We start from the raw sequence: 15,249 nt of genomic DNA, 5'->3' as shown, positions 1-15,249 counted from the left end.
ATGTTGGGCATGTCGGAGCCGCCCATGCCGGCCATCGAGGTGTCGCCACCCTTTTTGCCGTATTGCACATCGCCAGTCTGGGCCATGAAGCCGTCGATCACGCGGTGAAACACCACGCCGTCATAAGCGCCCGACTTCGCCAAGGCTACGATTTGGGCTGCATGTTTTGGCGCATCTTTGGTGTCGAGATCAATTACGATCTCACCCTTGGCGGCACCAGAAACTTCGATCACCAAGTTCGGGCCGGGGCCGTCGCCTTCGGCAAAAGCGGGTGCGGCGGTCAGCAGCAAAGCTGCGAGGATATTACGCAACATCGGCAGCCACCCGCACAGTGATCATGCGATCGGGATTGGCTGGCGGCTCGCCCTTGGCGATTTTATCAACAAACTCCATGCCTTTGATCACGCGGCCATAAACCGTGTATTGGCGGTTCAAGAAGTGGTTGTCGGAAAAGTTGATGAAAAACTGGCTGTTGGCCGAATTCGGGCTGGACGAACGAGCAGCACCGATGGTGCCACGGTCATGCGGGATGCCGGAAAACTCGGCTGGCAGATCGGGATGCTCGGAGCCACCGGTGCCTGCTTTGCGCAGGTTGAAATCGCTTTCCATGTTGCCATTGGCGACATCGCCGGTCTGCGCCATGAAGCCGTCAATGACGCGGTGAAAGCAGACGTTGTCGTAAGCCTTTGCGCGGGCAAGGGCTTTCATCCGCTCAACGTGCTTGGGCGCAATGTCGTTCAGCAGCTCAAGAAACACCTCGCCATCCTTCAGGGTGATGATGATGGTATTCTCTGGGTCTTTGATCTCGGCCATGGGGCGCATCCTTATTTTGATCTGGGGCGGAAAGTAACCATCCTGACTGCGAAGGGGAAGGGCTTAAGCGTGTTGCGTTGATTGGAATTCACTCTGCGCCCGAACACGTTTGCAAGAGCAATCGCTGCCTCGGGCGCAGAGTGAATGCGAGACCCCGATCCAACCCAACACGCTCTAGGTTGACGAATGCGTCAGATCGGCGGAAACAGTTGCAAACAGTTATGGAGGCAACAATGGCCTGGAAGACGATCGACGATATGGGCCTTGCCGGCAAAACCGTGCTGACCCGCGTGGATATCAATGTGCCGATGGAAAACGGCGTGGTGACGGACGCGACGCGGATCCAGAAGATCGTGCCGACTGTGGAGGATCTGATCGCGCGCGGGGCCAAGGTGGTGCTGTTGGCGCATTTTGATCGACCCAAGGGCAAGGTCGTGCCGGAGATGAGCCTTATCCATGTGAAAGCTGCGTTAGAGGCGGCTTTGGGGCGCAAGGTCGTGTTTGGGGCCGATTGTGTGGGGGATGCGGCGAAAGCTGCGATTTCTGAGGCTGCGCAAGGCGATGTGGTGTTGCTGGAGAACACGCGATTCCATGCGGGCGAGGAGAAGAACGATCCGAAATTGGCAGCTGAAATGGCGGCTTTGGGCGATGTGTTTGTGAATGACGCGTTTTCGGCTGCTCACCGCGCCCATGCTTCGACGGCTGGGGTAGCTGGGCTGCTGCCGTCGGCTGCGGGGCGGTTGATGGAGGCGGAGTTGAAGGCGTTGGAGGCCGCGTTGGGCGATTCGGTGCGGCCTGTGGTTGCGGTTGTGGGCGGTGCTAAGGTTTCCACGAAGCTGGAGTTGCTGGGCAATCTCGTCGGCCGCGTTGATCATTTGGTGATTGGCGGTGGGATGGCGAATACGTTTTTGGTGGCGCAAGGGATTGAGGTGGGCAAATCTCTGGCCGAGCGGGATATGGCGGCTACGGCTTTGGAGATTGTTGAGAAGGCCAAGGCTTCGGGCTGTGTGATCCATTTGCCGGTCGATATTGTGGTGGCTCGGGAGTTTAAGGCGGGGGCTGACAATGAGACGGTTGGCGTCAAGGAATGCCCGAAGGATGCGATGATATTGGATGCGGGGCCGAAAACTGTGGCGGCACTGGCTAAGGTTTTTGAGGGTTGCAAGACTCTGATCTGGAACGGGCCGCTCGGGGCGTTTGAGATTGAACCGTTCAATGCGGCGACAAATGCGGCGGCGCGGGCTGCGGCGCGGTTGACCAAGGCGGAAAAACTGGTCTCGGTGGCGGGCGGCGGCGATACGGTGGCTGCGTTGAATCAGGCCGGGGCTGCGTCCGATTTCACCTTTATCTCGACCGCTGGCGGGGCGTTTTTGGAGTGGATGGAAGGAAAGACTTTGCCGGGGGTTGCGGCGCTCGGCTAAGAATGTCCACGTGTGGACACGGCGCTGGTTTATTATATATCAATGGCTTAGCCGGTCCAATTACGGGTTTGTTAAGACTTGCACACGTATTCGGCGCGGTTTGGAGACCATTGGCGTTCGGGACGCTTGCGGGTTTGGCACGCCAGAAGCGGCACCCGTGGGGGGCGGTTTTCAAATGACTGCCGCTGCCATTGGGGCGCCTTTCGAGATACACCCGGGAATTGGGCGTCTGGGTTTGGTGGCGCCTCGCGGCACTTCAACGGTTAAACGCAGTTTGCCTTCGTTCCGCGCCTGATCTCGCACCTTTCTCAGCATGTTTTTCACCGGCATTCGCGTTAAACAACTTTGGTAATACGTTGTTAGCGCAACCAATATTGCGCGAAGCCGAGAACCTTTCTACCACGAAACTGACCTATCCCGGATGGAGCCTTAAAATGCGCGCGACCAGTACAGTTCAGAAGATCCTTGCCAATTATGAAGGCGAAACCCCCGGCGTGAAGGCAAATCTGTGCCGGATGCTGATGGAGGGTCGCTTGGGTGGCACCGGTAAGATGATTATTCTGCCAGTAGATCAGGGCTTTGAGCATGGCCCTGCGCGCAATTTCGCGGTCAATCCAGCCGGGTATGACCCGCATTATCACTACCAACTGGCGATTGATGCGGGCCTGAACGCGTTCGCTTCGCCGTTGGGGATGCTGGAGGCTGGGGCGGATACCTTCGCCGGGCAGATCCCAACGATCTTGAAGGTAAACTCGGCAAACTCGCTGATGAGTGACACGGCGGGGAAGAATCAGGCGATAACCGGGTCGGTTGATGATGCTTTGCGGCTCGGCTGTGCGGCGATTGGCTTCACGATCTATCCGGGCTCGGACATGCAGCTGGATATGTATGAAGAAATCGTTGCGATGCGCAAAGAGGCTGCGGCCAAGGGTGTGGCGACGGTGATCTGGTCGTATCCGCGTGGTGAGGCGATCACCAAGGACGGCGAGACGGCGATTGATGTGGCGGCCTATGCGGCGCAGATCGCGGCACTTTTGGGCGCGCATATCATCAAGATCAAGCTTTCCACCGATCATCTGATGCTGCCAGAGGCTAAGAAGGTCTATGAGAGCGAGCATATTGATATCGCCACCCAAGCGGCGCGGGTGAAGCATTGCATGGATGCTTCGTTCGCGGGTCGGCGGATTGTGGTGTTCTCGGGTGGCGCGTCGAAGGGCGTGGATGCGGTTTATGACGACGCGCGGGCCATTCGTGATGGCGGCGGTAATGGCTCTATCATCGGGCGGAACTCTTTCCAGCGCAAACGCGAAGATGCTTTGGCGATGTTGTCGAAATTGGTCGATATTTATATGGGCAAAGCCTGAGCTATTCAGGTTGCTTTTCGGGGGAAGCGCGCTGTGATGGCGCGCTTTTTCTTTGCTGCGACGGGTATTTACGGCGTTGGGTATTTTCCTGTTTCCCAAGGCTTTGGCTTTGTGGCATCATAAGTTCAACCACCCCCGCTGATGAGGGGCGGAAGCTGAGGCGAGACAGATGATCCAAACCCAATCCCGGCCAGCACTTGGCGGCATGTTGTTTTTCATGGCAACGTTTACGCTCGGCAGTTATTTTGCTTTTGCCGCCATTCAGGGCGATTACGGCGTGTTCCGCCGGGTGCAGATCAATGCCGAAGCGGTGGATTTGCGCACCGAGCGCGATCAGTTGAAGGCAGAGTTGGCGCGGACGCGGAACCTGACGCTGCGGCTGTCGGATGATTACCTCGACGTTGATTTGCTCGATGAGCAGTTGCGCGACGTGCTGGGATATTTGCGCGCCGATGAGGTTGTTATTCGCTAAGGCGGGCGGTGACGCGCTGTGATTTCCAACGGATTTGAGCTTTCCTGATAAGGATTCACGGCTGAGATGTTGGATGCCTCCGGCGGGGATATTTTTGCAGAGAGGATGACCAAGCAAGTTTGGCCGGAGTTGGGCGCGTTTTTGCGTGGCGACCCTGCCCCGCTGGACCCACTTCATTTTCTGTTTTGCGTTGTTTCTCCGATGCGGTATAGATAGTTTAATACTGAACTATATCGCAACGTTACGGGAGGACGCCGCTTTGGCATTCAAGAAAGCCCCTGAGAAATCGAATGTCTCGAAGGAAGAACTGCTGAAGTTCTACCGCGAGATGCTGCTGATCCGCCGATTCGAAGAAAAGGCCGGGCAGCTTTACGGCATGGGTCTGATCGGGGGGTTCTGTCACCTCTATATCGGGCAAGAAGCGGTGGTTGTGGGTCTTGAAGCCTGCACCAAGGAAGGTGACAAGCGCGTTACCTCATACCGCGACCACGGGCATATGCTCGCCTGTGGCATGGAAGCCAACGGCGTGATGGCCGAGTTGACCGGCCGCGAGGGCGGTTATTCGCGCGGCAAGGGCGGCTCGATGCATATGTTCAGCCGCGAGAAGCATTTCTACGGCGGGCATGGCATTGTCGGGGCTCAGGTGCCAATCGGCGCGGGGCTGGCGTTTGCCGATAAGTATAAGGGCAATGACAACGTCACGTTTACCTATTTCGGCGACGGGGCGGCGAACCAAGGCCAGGTTTACGAGACCTACAACATGGCGCAGCTTTGGGCGCTTCCGGTGATTTTTGTCATTGAGAACAATCACTACGCCATGGGCACCTCGCAACAACGCTCTACTGGGTCTGAGACATTGTTTGGTCGCGGGTTGGCTTACGGCATCCCGGGTGAGCAGGTTGACGGCATGGATGTGCTGGCGGTGAAGGAAGCGGGCGAGAAGGCTGTGGCGCATTGCCGGGCTGGCAAGGGCCCCTATATTCTTGAGATGATGACCTACCGTTATCGCGGCCATTCGATGTCTGACCCGGCGAAATACCGCACGCGCGAGGAGGTCGAGAAGATGAAATCCGAGAAGGATGCCATCGAGCATGTGCGCGATCTGCTGCTGACCGCTGGTCTGTCCTCGGATGAGGATCTGAAGGCGATTGATAAAGAGATCAAAGAAGTTGTGAACGCCTCGGCTGAGTTTGCCAAGGCCAGCCCAGAGCCCGCACCTGCCGAGCTTTGGACCGACATTTACGCCTGAGGGGGAACACCATGGCAGTTGAAGTTTTGATGCCGGCGCTTTCGCCTACGATGGAAGAAGGCACTCTGGCGAAATGGATGGTCAAAGAGGGTGATGTGGTCAAATCGGGCCAAATCATCGCTGAGATTGAGACCGACAAGGCGACGATGGAGTTTGAGGCGGCGGATGAAGGCATAGTGGGCCGGATTCTGGTGGCTGAGGGCACCTCGGGCGTGAAGGTTAATACCGCGATTATGGTGCTGGTGGAGGCTGGCGAGTCTGCGGACGCGGTGGTGGCTCCGGTGGCTGCGGCTCCGGTCGCAGAGGTGGCTACTCCAGCGGTGGCTGCTGCTCCGGCGGCGCTTGCGGCAGCGGTGGCGGTGGTTTCAAAAGCTTCGGCGGATTGGCCGGAAGGCACGCCGATGAAAACCATGACCGTGCGCGAGGCTTTGCGTGAGGCGATGGCGGAGGAAATGCGCGCCAATCCGGCTGTGATGCTGATGGGCGAGGAAGTTGGCGAGTATCAGGGCGCTTACAAGATTTCGCAGGGGCTTCTGGCGGAGTTTGGCGCGAAACGTGTGGTCGATACGCCGATCACCGAGATGGGCTTTACTGGCATTGCGGTGGGGGCTGCCTGGGGTGGCTTGAACCCGATTGTGGAGTTCATGACGTTTAACTTCGCGCTGCAAGCCATTGATCATATTCTCAATTCAGCCGCGAAGACCAATTATATGTCGGGCGGACAGCTTGGGTGCCCGATTGTGTTCCGCGGTGCCAATGGCGCGGCGGCTCGGGTTGGGGCGCAGCATAGCCAAGATTTCTCGGCTTGGTATGCGGCTATTCCGGGCTTGAAAGTGGTGGTGCCGTATTCGGCGGCGGATGCTAAGGGCTTGCTGAAGCAGGCTATTCGCGATCCGAACCCGGTGATCTTCCTTGAGAATGAGATCATGTACGGGCAATCGTTTGAAGTGCCTGATCTGCCGGATTTCACCATCCCGTTCGGCAAGGCGCGAATTTGGCGTGAGGGCAGCGATGTGACGATTGTATCGTTCAGCATTGGGATGAAGTATGCGCTGGAAGCCGCTGATTTGCTTGCGAAAGAAGGCATTTCGGCTGAGGTGATTGATCTGCGCACCCTGCGCCCGATCGACTACGATACGGTGCTGGCAAGCGTGCAGAAAACCAACCGTTGCGTGACGGTGGAAGAAGGCTTCCCGGTGGGCTCGATTGGCGACCATCTGGCCAGCACGATCATGCAGCGGGCGTTCGATTACCTTGATGCTCCGGTGGTGACTTGCACCGGCAAAGACGTGCCGATGCCTTATGCGGCTAACCTTGAAAAGCTGGCTTTGGTTACGACCGCTGATGTGGTCGCCGCCGTCAAATCTGTTTGCTACCGTTAAGGAGGGGATGATGGCGATTGAAATCTTGATGCCCGCACTTTCTCCGACGATGGAGGAAGGCACACTGGCGAAGTGGCTGGTGAAAGAGGGCGACGTGGTGAAATCCGGTCAGATTTTGGCTGAGATTGAGACTGATAAGGCGACGATGGAGTTTGAGGCGGTGGATGAGGGCACAATTGGCCGGATTCTGGTGGCTGAGGGCACGTCTGGCGTGAAGGTTAATGCCGCGATTGCGGTGTTGCTGGAAGACGGCGAAAGCGCGGATGCAGCGCCTGCCCCGGCGGCGAAAGCTGCGGAGGCTCCCGCTGCTGCTGCGGCGGAGGCTGCTCCGGTTGCGGCTGTAGCCGCAAGTTCTGCTCCGGCCGCGAAAGCTGGCGGCGCGCGGGTGTTTGCTTCGCCTTTGGCGCGGCGGATTGCGGCGGAGAAGGGCTTGGACTTGGCTTCAGTCAAAGGCTCTGGTCCGCATGGTCGGATTGTTCGGGCGGATGTTGAGGCGGCGAAGGCTGTTGCGGCTCCTGTTGTGGCGGCGGCTCCGGTGGCGGCTGTTGCGGCAACCGCTTCGACTTCAGCTTCGGCAATGCCAACTGGGCCTTCGACGGAAACCGTGCTGAAAACCTATGCGGATCGGCCGTTTATCGAAGTGAAGCTGGACGGGATGCGCAAGACGATTGCGGCGCGTCTGACCGAGGCCAAGCAAACCGTGCCGCATTTCTATCTGCGGCGTGACATTGAGCTTGATGCGCTGATGGCGTTCCGGGCGCAGTTGAACGCGCAGTTGGAAAGCCGCGGCGTGAAGTTGTCGGTGAATGACTTCGTGATCAAGGCTTGTGCCTTGGCCTTGCAGCAAGTGCCGACGGCAAATGCGGTTTGGGCCGGCGACCGGGTGTTGCAGTTCGAGAAATCGGATGTGGCCGTGGCTGTGGCGATTGAAGGCGGGCTGTTTACGCCGGTGCTGCGCGATGCGGAGACGAAAACTCTGTCGGCTTTGTCGGCTGAGATGAAGGATCTGGCGAAGCGCGCGCGGGACCGGAAATTGGCTCCGCACGAGTATCAGGGCGGCAGCTTTGCGGTTTCCAACCTCGGCATGTTCGGCATTGATAACTTCGACGCGATCATTAACCCGCCTCATGCTGCGATTTTGGCGGTAGGGGCTGGGGTTGCCAAGGCCATTGTTAAAAATGGCGCGGTGCTGGTTGGCACGGTGATGTCGGTGACGCTGTCGGTGGATCACCGCGTGATTGACGGCGCGTTGGGTGCGTTGTTGGTGAATGCGATCAAGGACAATCTGGAGAACCCGCTGGCGATGCTGGCTTAGGGTTTTTGGGAGACATTGAGCCCGCCGAGAGTAATCTTGGCGGGCTTTTTTATGGGGTGTGCGATTTGGGATGGTTAAGCCGGGGGTTTCACACCCCCAGGTCTCATTGGCTCAGAGCCAATGTGACCTGACCCCCGTGGGATATTTGGACCAGTGCGAAAGCAAATTTTAGATAAGTTTTAGGAAGTTAGCGGGTTAGATTTCGCCGTTGATCAGTTGATCCATTGTGACGGAGGGCTGGGCGCAGCCAGCTTCGCCGATCACTCGAGCGGGGACGCCTGCAACGGTGGTATTGTGCGGCACGTCATGCAGTACGACGGAACCTGCGGCAATACGAGAGCAATGGCCGACGTGGATATTGCCCAGCACTTTTGCCCCTGCCCCGATCATCACGCCGTCGCCGATCTTCGGATGACGGTCACCGTCTTCTTTACCGGTGCCGCCGAGGGTGACGGAATGCAGCATCGAGACATTATCGCCGACAACGGCGGTTTCGCCGATCACGATAGAATGGGCGTGGTCGATCATAATGCCTTTGCCGACTTTCGCGGCGGGGTGGATATCGACGCCGAAGACCTCGGAGACGCGCATTTGCACGAAATACGACATATCGCGGCGGTTGTTTTGCCACAGCCAATGGCCAATGCGGTAGGCTTGGATCGCCTGATAGCCCTTGAAGAACAGGATCGGCTGGATGAATCGCAGGCAGGCCGGGTCGCGATCAAACACCGCTGTCACATCCGCGCGGGCGGACTGGCCGAGTTCGGGGTCGGAGGCGTAAGCCTCATCAGCGATCTCGCGCAGGATTTGCTCGGACATCTCGCCTGACGCCAGTTTCAGCGAAAAGCGGTATGCGAGGGCGCGCTCAAGCGTGGAATGGTGCAACAGACTGGAGTGGATCAGGCCACCAAGCAATGGCTCGGCGCGGACCATGTCGAAGGCTTCCTCGCGGACTCGGCGCCAAACTGGGTCGAGTGAGCTGATTTTTGCACTGACTTCGGCCATGATTGATCTCCTGCTGGCAAAGAGATTAGCATATGGCGCGCGTTTGCAATAGTGCCAAGAGATGATTTTGGCTTTTCGTGTGGTGGCTGCGTTTGCGGGTGGCAAGCAGGGTTGCGACGAGGGCAAGGGCATCGAGGAAATTTGGCGCGGTGTGGCTGTGACAGCGCGGGCCATGCTCGGCGAGGGCGCGGGCCATCAGGCTGCCATTGCCCCAAGCCGGATGCGCGCGGCCGAAGCGTTTGGCGTAGCGGTGCGCGGCGTCGGTTTGATCGAGCAGGATGGTGATTAAGTCTGCGGGGTTGGCGGTGTTTGAGGCCGCGAGCAGGGCTGCGGCCTCAAATAGATCACCGGGAAGGCAGCGGCGCATGGTTATAGCGCGGCGGTGATGGTTTGGAACGGGCCGTTGCCGTAGCTTTGCGAGACTTGGGCTACTGAGAATTGAATGTCTCCATTGGCGCTGTCGGTCAGTTGCATTGCTTGGGTATAGCTCCAGAACGGCGAGGTGGTTGTGGTTTGGCGCAAGGTTGCCGCGCCTTGGGCGACTTTCACCGCGTAAATCTCGCTGGCCTCGCCCAATGGCACTTCTAGCGATTGCCATGTGTCACCATCAATCCGGGTGCGGCGGAGCCATGTGATATCCAGCGCGCCATTTGGTTGATTGGTCGCGGTCAGGTGCGACACCGGATAGGGCCGCAGGCCGATGCCGTCGAAGCTTTCGGTTACGAGCACGGTGGTGGTGCTGTCGTAGCCCTTGGCGGCAGGACCGAAGCGGTAGAAACGTGGCAGGGCTCGGGCGGACAGCGGCAGGTTGATTTGTTGCACCGCATCGTTGAGCAGGACGAACGTGCTGCCGATTGGCCAAGTTGCGGGCATCAGGCCATCGGTGCCAGCTTGACCGCGTAGGCGTAGGGAGATGTCGTAGGTGTTGGGGGCGATTAGGACGGCGTTGGCGAATTGAAACACCTCCCAATTCGCCGGGCTGCCGTTGCCGATGGCGGCTACGTTTGCGCCGGAGAGCACGGAGAGCGGGCTGACCGAGGATAAAGCGCCGGATTCGATGCGGACGCGCAGGGTGGCACCGCGATCCCAGAGGCCGGGTTCGGCGGCGTTTAGGGCGGATTCTGTGGTGCCGATGATTGCGGATTGGGTGAGCACCGTGTTGAGGCTGTAGCCGTCGTCCGATACCGAGCTCCACACCGCGACGTCGCCGGGCCAAGGGGCGGCAGCGACGCAGACGTGGGGGGCGTAATCGACCTCGGTGCCCTTCAGCAGTGGCAGGTCGAGGAACAGCGGATAGACCGGGACCGCGGCTTGGAACGGCACCCAGCCGCGCACGGGCACAGAGATATCGGCCGGCTCGTAGACGTTGGGATCGACGCGGACGGCCTCGATGGTTTGCAACTCCGACAGTTCGGCGCGGTCGATGCGGTAAAGCTCGCCTGCGACGCTGACGGTATCGCCGACGCCTACGGCAAGTTGCGATTTCGGCAAGGCGAACCGGGCGGTGTCGCGGGAAACGCGGGTTTCGGCCATCCAACGCTCGGCAATCGCTACGGCTTCGGAGGCGGTGAGGGTCAGCGGCAGTTCGGATTGCGAGACAACATCGCCTGTGCGGTCAGGGAACGAGGCCGAAACGGTTGATACGGCGAAATCGGTTTCAGCCTCGTTGAAGGTGAGGCGGATATGTTCGGGGGTTTCAACATCGGCGGCACGGGTGCGCTCTATTATGCCGTCGATTTCAGTGGAGACTGCCAGAGTTTCAGGCGCAAGAGCTTGCGCGTTGAGCGCGGTGCGGGCCTGGAAGCGCAGGCTGCCTTCGCGCTCTATCACATCGGTCGGGAAGGCGAGGATCAGCGGCTGCAAAGCCGCGCGCGCCGAGGTTACTTCGGAGATTGAGTAACCGCGCACGATGCCAAAGGCTTCAGACAGATCAATTGGTGGCATTCCGGTCAGGTCGCAAATGTCTGCGATCACAGCAGCAAGCGGCTCATTCGAGGCGCGACCGTTCAGCCAATGTCCCTTGTCGTAGTTCGGCGCATCCGACCACAGATCTTTGTTGCCCGGAAAGGTTGGAAACGGCCGTGCATCCCACGCCCAAGCCAGCGAACTGCCGAAATCAACCATTTGCCCGCTATACAGATAGGCGCTGGGGTTATTGAGCGGATCGGTCCAGTAGCTGTGCATGGCGTGGAAGTAGGACAGTTGTAATAGATCATCACGCAGTCCGTTGGAATGGTTCGGCAGCGCGGATTCCGAGGATTTCGGGTCGAGAAATACGTTCGGCTGGTTGGTGCCTTTGTCCACAGCAGCGCAGCCGAACTCGGTGAAGCGGATCGGTTTGGAACCGGCAATCCAAGCGGTTGGCGTGGCTTTGCGCAAGCCTGCGATACGTTCGTGATGTGAGCTTGACCACCAACCGCGCAGGTCTTTGTGGCGGTAAACCCAAGGCTCGCCGTAAGCGCCGTCGGTGATCGGCGTGCGGGTTTGTGCGTCGCGATGGGCTGGGCTGGCGTAATACCAATCATAGCCCTCACCACCCGCGATATTGCTTTGCAAATAGGCCGGATTGTGGATGTCACCCCAATCGGCATCCAAGTGAGCCGTGCCATCGCGCCAATCCGAAACCGGCATGTAATTGTCGATACCGATAAAGTCGATGGCGGGATCGGCCCAGAGCGGGTCCAGGTGGAAGTAGAGGTTGTCTGCGGTATGATAACCGAAATACTCTGACCAGTCAGCCGCATAGCTGATTTTGGTGTTAGGTCCGAGGATGGCTTTGACCTCGGCTGCGAGTTGGCGCAGGGCTACGACGGTGGGAAATGTATCGCCAAAACCGCGGATTTGCGTCAAGCCGCGCAGTTCGGTGCCGACGCAGAACGCAGCGACGCCGCCTGCGGCTTTGCACAGGTTGGCGTAGTGCAGGATGAAGCGGCGATAGCTCCACTCGGCAGGGCCGGAGTAGCTGACGCTCTCGCCAGTGAGAGCGAAATGCGCGGGCGTGACGGTGCCGAAGAAGGCGACGACCTCGGTGGCGGCAGCGGCTGTGCGGTCTGTGGTGCCAGATTGGCCGGGTGCGCGGTTTAACGTGATGCGGCCGCGCCAAGGCAGGACGGGCTGGGAAGTGGCATCGCTCCAAGGGTCGGACAGGCTATTGCCGGGAAGCTGATCCATCAGGATGAAAGGGTAAAAAGTGATCGCCTTGGCCGCCGCATTCAGCGCCTTGATCGCTTCAATCACAGATTGGTCGGTTGGGGTGCCGCCATAAACAACTGAGCCTGCGAGCTTTGGCAGCTCTTGCGCGGCGCTGCGCAACAAGCCCGAGACCGTCCACGGCATCGGATTGCCGTCGGTCAGCTTTTGCTCAACCTTCGGCCGCACTTGGCAAGACGCACAGCGCAGGTCATCGCCGAACCACGACACCACCAGCGAAACACCGTTCGCGTTGGGGAGTTCCTCGGTCAACTGTTCCAGCGACGAGGCGAAATCGGTCTTGCCAGTCGCCGAATTGACATTGGCCGAGCGGTTGCTACCTTTGCCATAGCTGTAATGCACTGGAGTGGTGGCAAGCGCATATTCGCCGGTGCCGGGGATCAGACACACGCCGGGAATGATTATCGACAGGCCGGGATAGGGTGCCGCAGCGGCGCTTTGCGCGGCCCATATCACCTCGAACGAGATTTGCGGCACCCGGTTGCCGAAGCGCGCTAGATCGAGGTTTTCGATCACCACGTAAGCGGTGCCGCGATAGCTGGGGGCATTGCCCGCACCCTCCACCGCTTCAATCTTGGGGTCGGGCAGCTGCGCCTCACCGCCCTTGTAGATGCGCAGGTTCACGCTGTCCGGCTCTATCTCATTGCCATCGGCCCAGATCCGACCGACCCGCGTGATCTCGCCTTCGCACAGGGCGACCGCCAGACTGACCGAGTAGCTGAAGCTATTGCTCGACGGCTTCGGCGTGCCCTTGCCGCCACTCGAATGCGCGACATTCTCCTGAAAGCGACTGGCCCAGATCACCTGCCCCGACACCCGCACCCTGCCCCAGATACGCGGGATCGCCGCGCCCTCGCTGGCCCCCATCACCCGGAAGCGATCCACACGGCCAACATCGACAGCCTCCGAGCCCGAGCCGAGGATTTTCTGATCAATCACCCGCCCCACCGTAGCCCCAATGGCGCGGCCAATCACGGCACCCGAAAGTCCCAGCACGGTTCCGCCAAAGCCCGCGCCCAAAGATGCGCCAACAGCGGAGAGAAGGATCGTGGCCATGTTCAGGCTCCTGTGGGGAATACAAATCGCGCGACGATCTTGCGCCGCCACGGATCACTTAGCGGTGTCTCGATAACGCCGTGGCCGCTATAGGCGTGGATAAAGCTGGCTTGCGTGCCGTCGTGGGCCGCTATGCCGAGGTGCTTTGCGACAGCGCCGGAGCGCATCCGAAACAACAGCACATCGCCGGGGGCTTCATCGGCGCGGTCTTTCTGGATCAGCCAGCGCTGGGCTGCGCAGAGCAGATCCTCGCGGCCCGAGGGTTCCGACCAATCCTGCGAATAGGCCGGGATGGTTTCCGGTTCGGCACTGATCACCTCACGCCAGACGCCGCGTATCAGGCCGAGACAATCGGCCCCGGCAAGGCGGAGGCTGGCCTGATGCAGATAGGGCGTGCCGATCCAAGCCCGCGCCGTCGTCACGATCAGCGCGGGCGTCATCGCCCAAGGCTCCCACCGTCATTGGCGCGGGAGCTTACCGGATAAGACGCCAGCCAATCCTCGCCGGGGATATGGGGAAAGCCGCGAAAATTGCCGAAATTGGCGAACTTCGCGCGGCAAGTGTCGTGAATCCGGTCACAGCCAACCTCAAGCCGCACCTGATCGCCAACTGCGATCTGCGCGCCAAGAGCGTTCCACAGATCGACAATGCGCTGGGTCGCTGAAAGGCGATCAGACTTGATCACCCCGACCAAGCCCGCCGCAGCCCCCGAAGTAACCACAAAGCGTCCGCGCTCAAACCAGCGATCCGCAAACGCGCCAAGCCCATCGAAGATCACCCGGTTCAGCGCATCGAAGCCGATAATGCTGGTTGCGGCGAAATTAACCGGCGCGGTCAGATCAACCTTGCAGCGCGCATCGCCCAAAACCGCCGTGCAGTTGCGCTGGAAAATCCGGCCCTGCGGTTGGTTCAACCGATCCGTCAGTCCGCGTAATTCGGCTTTGAACGCGCCACCCACCCGAGAAATCTCACCCAGATTGCCACGAAACTGCTCAACGCGCTGGGCGCTGTCGGCCCAATTCACCAACCAAGCCCGCACCTCTGCGCCATCAAACCGCCCCGCGATCAGGTCAGCCTCCTCAACCGCCGCATCCGACAGCGCACCGAGGGTTTCCGAGTTATCGACCGCCAAACCCGTGGTCTGCTGCAAGGTGCGCGCAGTCATGCCGGAACTGGCTTTGAAGACATGGCCATCAAATCGAAGGTCCAAATCATGATCGGTAAAGCCAAACTGCACACCATCGCGGCGCGTCACCAGCCAGGCCCGGCACACTGTGGTCACACCCTGCCCCAGATGATCGAGCAACTCTTGCCGCGCGCTCATACCCGCACCTCGACAATCGGCACATTCGGCACATCACCCGAACGAAACGACGCCAGTAAGGTCTTGATCACATCGGCATCAAACCGCACCGGCACGTCAAACTCATACCCAGCCGTAATCAGCGCACCGATATCTGGCGCCGTAGTAAAGGTGACGATCCCGGTTGTGGAATCGACGCAAAACTCCAGCCCTTCGACCTTCGGATCGCTGGCAATCGCCACAATCACCGTGCCAGCTACGGGCTTCGCGATAAGCCGCACATAGCTGGCGGTCCCCGAAACATAAGTCTTCTTCAACCCGAACGTCAGCGTCACCCCATCGCCGACCCCAATCGACTGATCGGTTTCAGCAATCAGCGCACTGGCCCCGCACGACTTATAATCCGACCAATCCCTCCAGCGGAACGCGTGCAAACGCGCCCGCCGTGCCTCGAAGAACGCCAGCAAGGCGTCCACATCGTCCAAACTGCGCAGCCCAAACCCCGCATCATAGCGTCGGCGAGAATGTTCCCACGGCGTGTTGCGCTCCTCAAAGCCGTTGGCGAGGGTGACGATCTCGGTCAGCCGCTCTGGCCCGCCTTGCGAGCCGAAACTGACGCTTGCCGGAAACCTAATGTCGTGAAATGCCATGTTTTATCC

At 59.5% G+C, this 15,249-nt stretch carries 14 protein-coding genes; 6 read left to right on the top strand and 8 right to left on the bottom strand.

The genetic code is table 11. The annotated features are described in order from the left end of the window. Both JWS10_RS09925 and JWS10_RS09920 read right to left on the bottom strand, forming a co-directional pair. Nucleotides 1-314 (bottom strand): peptidylprolyl isomerase (locus JWS10_RS09925; protein WP_299506892.1); only part of this gene is annotated, 314 nt, incomplete at its 3' end. Beyond that, nucleotides 304-813: a peptidylprolyl isomerase gene (locus JWS10_RS09920; protein ID WP_299506890.1), complete on the bottom strand. Its 510-nt coding sequence runs from the start codon at nucleotides 811-813 to the stop codon at nucleotides 304-306. The genes JWS10_RS09925 and JWS10_RS09920, both read right to left, overlap by 11 nt. A 233-nt stretch (nucleotides 814-1,046) precedes the next feature. On the opposite strand from JWS10_RS09920, the gene JWS10_RS09915 reads away from it, so the two are divergent. The 6 genes from JWS10_RS09915 to JWS10_RS09890 all read left to right on the top strand — a co-directional run bounded on the left by JWS10_RS09915 (nucleotide 1,047) and on the right by JWS10_RS09890 (nucleotide 8,016). Then, nucleotides 1,047-2,234 (top strand): phosphoglycerate kinase, encoded by a 1,188-nt coding sequence (locus tag JWS10_RS09915; RefSeq protein ID WP_299506888.1) that lies wholly within the window; start codon nucleotides 1,047-1,049, stop codon nucleotides 2,232-2,234. Between the two features lie 434 nt (nucleotides 2,235-2,668). Next, the gene (locus JWS10_RS09910) at nucleotides 2,669-3,598 is read left to right on the top strand and encodes a class I fructose-bisphosphate aldolase (protein ID WP_299506886.1); all 930 of its coding nucleotides are present in this window, start codon (nucleotides 2,669-2,671) and stop codon (nucleotides 3,596-3,598) included. Nucleotides 3,599-3,767: 169 nt separating this feature from the next. Continuing rightward, nucleotides 3,768-4,070: a septum formation initiator family protein gene (locus JWS10_RS09905; RefSeq protein WP_299475192.1), complete on the top strand. Its 303-nt coding sequence runs from the start codon at nucleotides 3,768-3,770 to the stop codon at nucleotides 4,068-4,070. 259 nt (nucleotides 4,071-4,329) lie between these two features. Next, nucleotides 4,330-5,319 carry a pyruvate dehydrogenase (acetyl-transferring) E1 component subunit alpha gene (gene pdhA / locus JWS10_RS09900; RefSeq protein ID WP_299506884.1) on the top strand — a complete coding sequence of 330 codons (990 nt, stop codon included), beginning with the start codon at nucleotides 4,330-4,332 and terminating at the stop codon, nucleotides 5,317-5,319. An 11-nt stretch (nucleotides 5,320-5,330) separates the two neighbouring features. Further along, nucleotides 5,331-6,701 carry a pyruvate dehydrogenase complex E1 component subunit beta gene (locus tag JWS10_RS09895; RefSeq protein WP_299506882.1) on the top strand — a complete coding sequence of 457 codons (1,371 nt, stop codon included), beginning with the start codon at nucleotides 5,331-5,333 and terminating at the stop codon, nucleotides 6,699-6,701. 10 nt (nucleotides 6,702-6,711) lie between these two features. Further along, nucleotides 6,712-8,016 carry a pyruvate dehydrogenase complex dihydrolipoamide acetyltransferase gene (locus tag JWS10_RS09890; RefSeq protein ID WP_299506880.1) on the top strand — a complete coding sequence of 435 codons (1,305 nt, stop codon included), beginning with the start codon at nucleotides 6,712-6,714 and terminating at the stop codon, nucleotides 8,014-8,016. Nucleotides 8,017-8,211: 195 nt separating this feature from the next. Here JWS10_RS09890 and cysE read toward each other — a convergent pair whose 3' ends face one another. From cysE to JWS10_RS09860, 6 genes are read right to left on the bottom strand one after another with little or no spacing between them, the layout of a single operon-like run. Continuing rightward, a complete protein-coding gene (gene cysE, locus JWS10_RS09885; protein ID WP_299506878.1) occupies nucleotides 8,212-9,021 on the bottom strand; it encodes a serine O-acetyltransferase in 810 nt (269 codons plus the stop codon). A 25-nt stretch (nucleotides 9,022-9,046) separates the two neighbouring features. After that, nucleotides 9,047-9,388 (bottom strand): hypothetical protein, encoded by a 342-nt coding sequence (locus JWS10_RS09880; protein WP_299506876.1) that lies wholly within the window; start codon nucleotides 9,386-9,388, stop codon nucleotides 9,047-9,049. A 2-nt stretch (nucleotides 9,389-9,390) separates the two neighbouring features. Next, nucleotides 9,391-13,287: a glycoside hydrolase TIM-barrel-like domain-containing protein gene (locus JWS10_RS09875; protein WP_299506874.1), complete on the bottom strand. Its 3,897-nt coding sequence runs from the start codon at nucleotides 13,285-13,287 to the stop codon at nucleotides 9,391-9,393. A 2-nt stretch (nucleotides 13,288-13,289) separates the two neighbouring features. Further along, nucleotides 13,290-13,727, bottom strand: a complete 438-nt coding sequence (locus tag JWS10_RS09870) for an NlpC/P60 family protein (RefSeq protein ID WP_299506873.1) — start codon at nucleotides 13,725-13,727, stop codon at nucleotides 13,290-13,292. Then, entirely contained in the window at nucleotides 13,724-14,611 is an 888-nt protein-coding gene (locus tag JWS10_RS09865) for a DUF2163 domain-containing protein (protein WP_299506870.1), read from the bottom strand. The genes JWS10_RS09870 and JWS10_RS09865 overlap by 4 nt, the downstream gene beginning before the upstream one ends. Further along, nucleotides 14,608-15,240: a DUF2460 domain-containing protein gene (locus tag JWS10_RS09860; RefSeq protein ID WP_299506868.1), complete on the bottom strand. Its 633-nt coding sequence runs from the start codon at nucleotides 15,238-15,240 to the stop codon at nucleotides 14,608-14,610. Before JWS10_RS09860 ends, JWS10_RS09865 begins: the two co-directional genes overlap by 4 nt. Nucleotides 15,241-15,249 lie beyond the last annotated feature (9 nt).

It is taken from the genome of Cypionkella sp., from assembly GCF_028290025.1.
Classification (GTDB): domain Bacteria; phylum Pseudomonadota; class Alphaproteobacteria; order Rhodobacterales; family Rhodobacteraceae; genus Cypionkella.
Note: the sequence above shows the minus strand (reverse complement) of the source record. Positions and strands in the feature narration are given on the sequence as shown.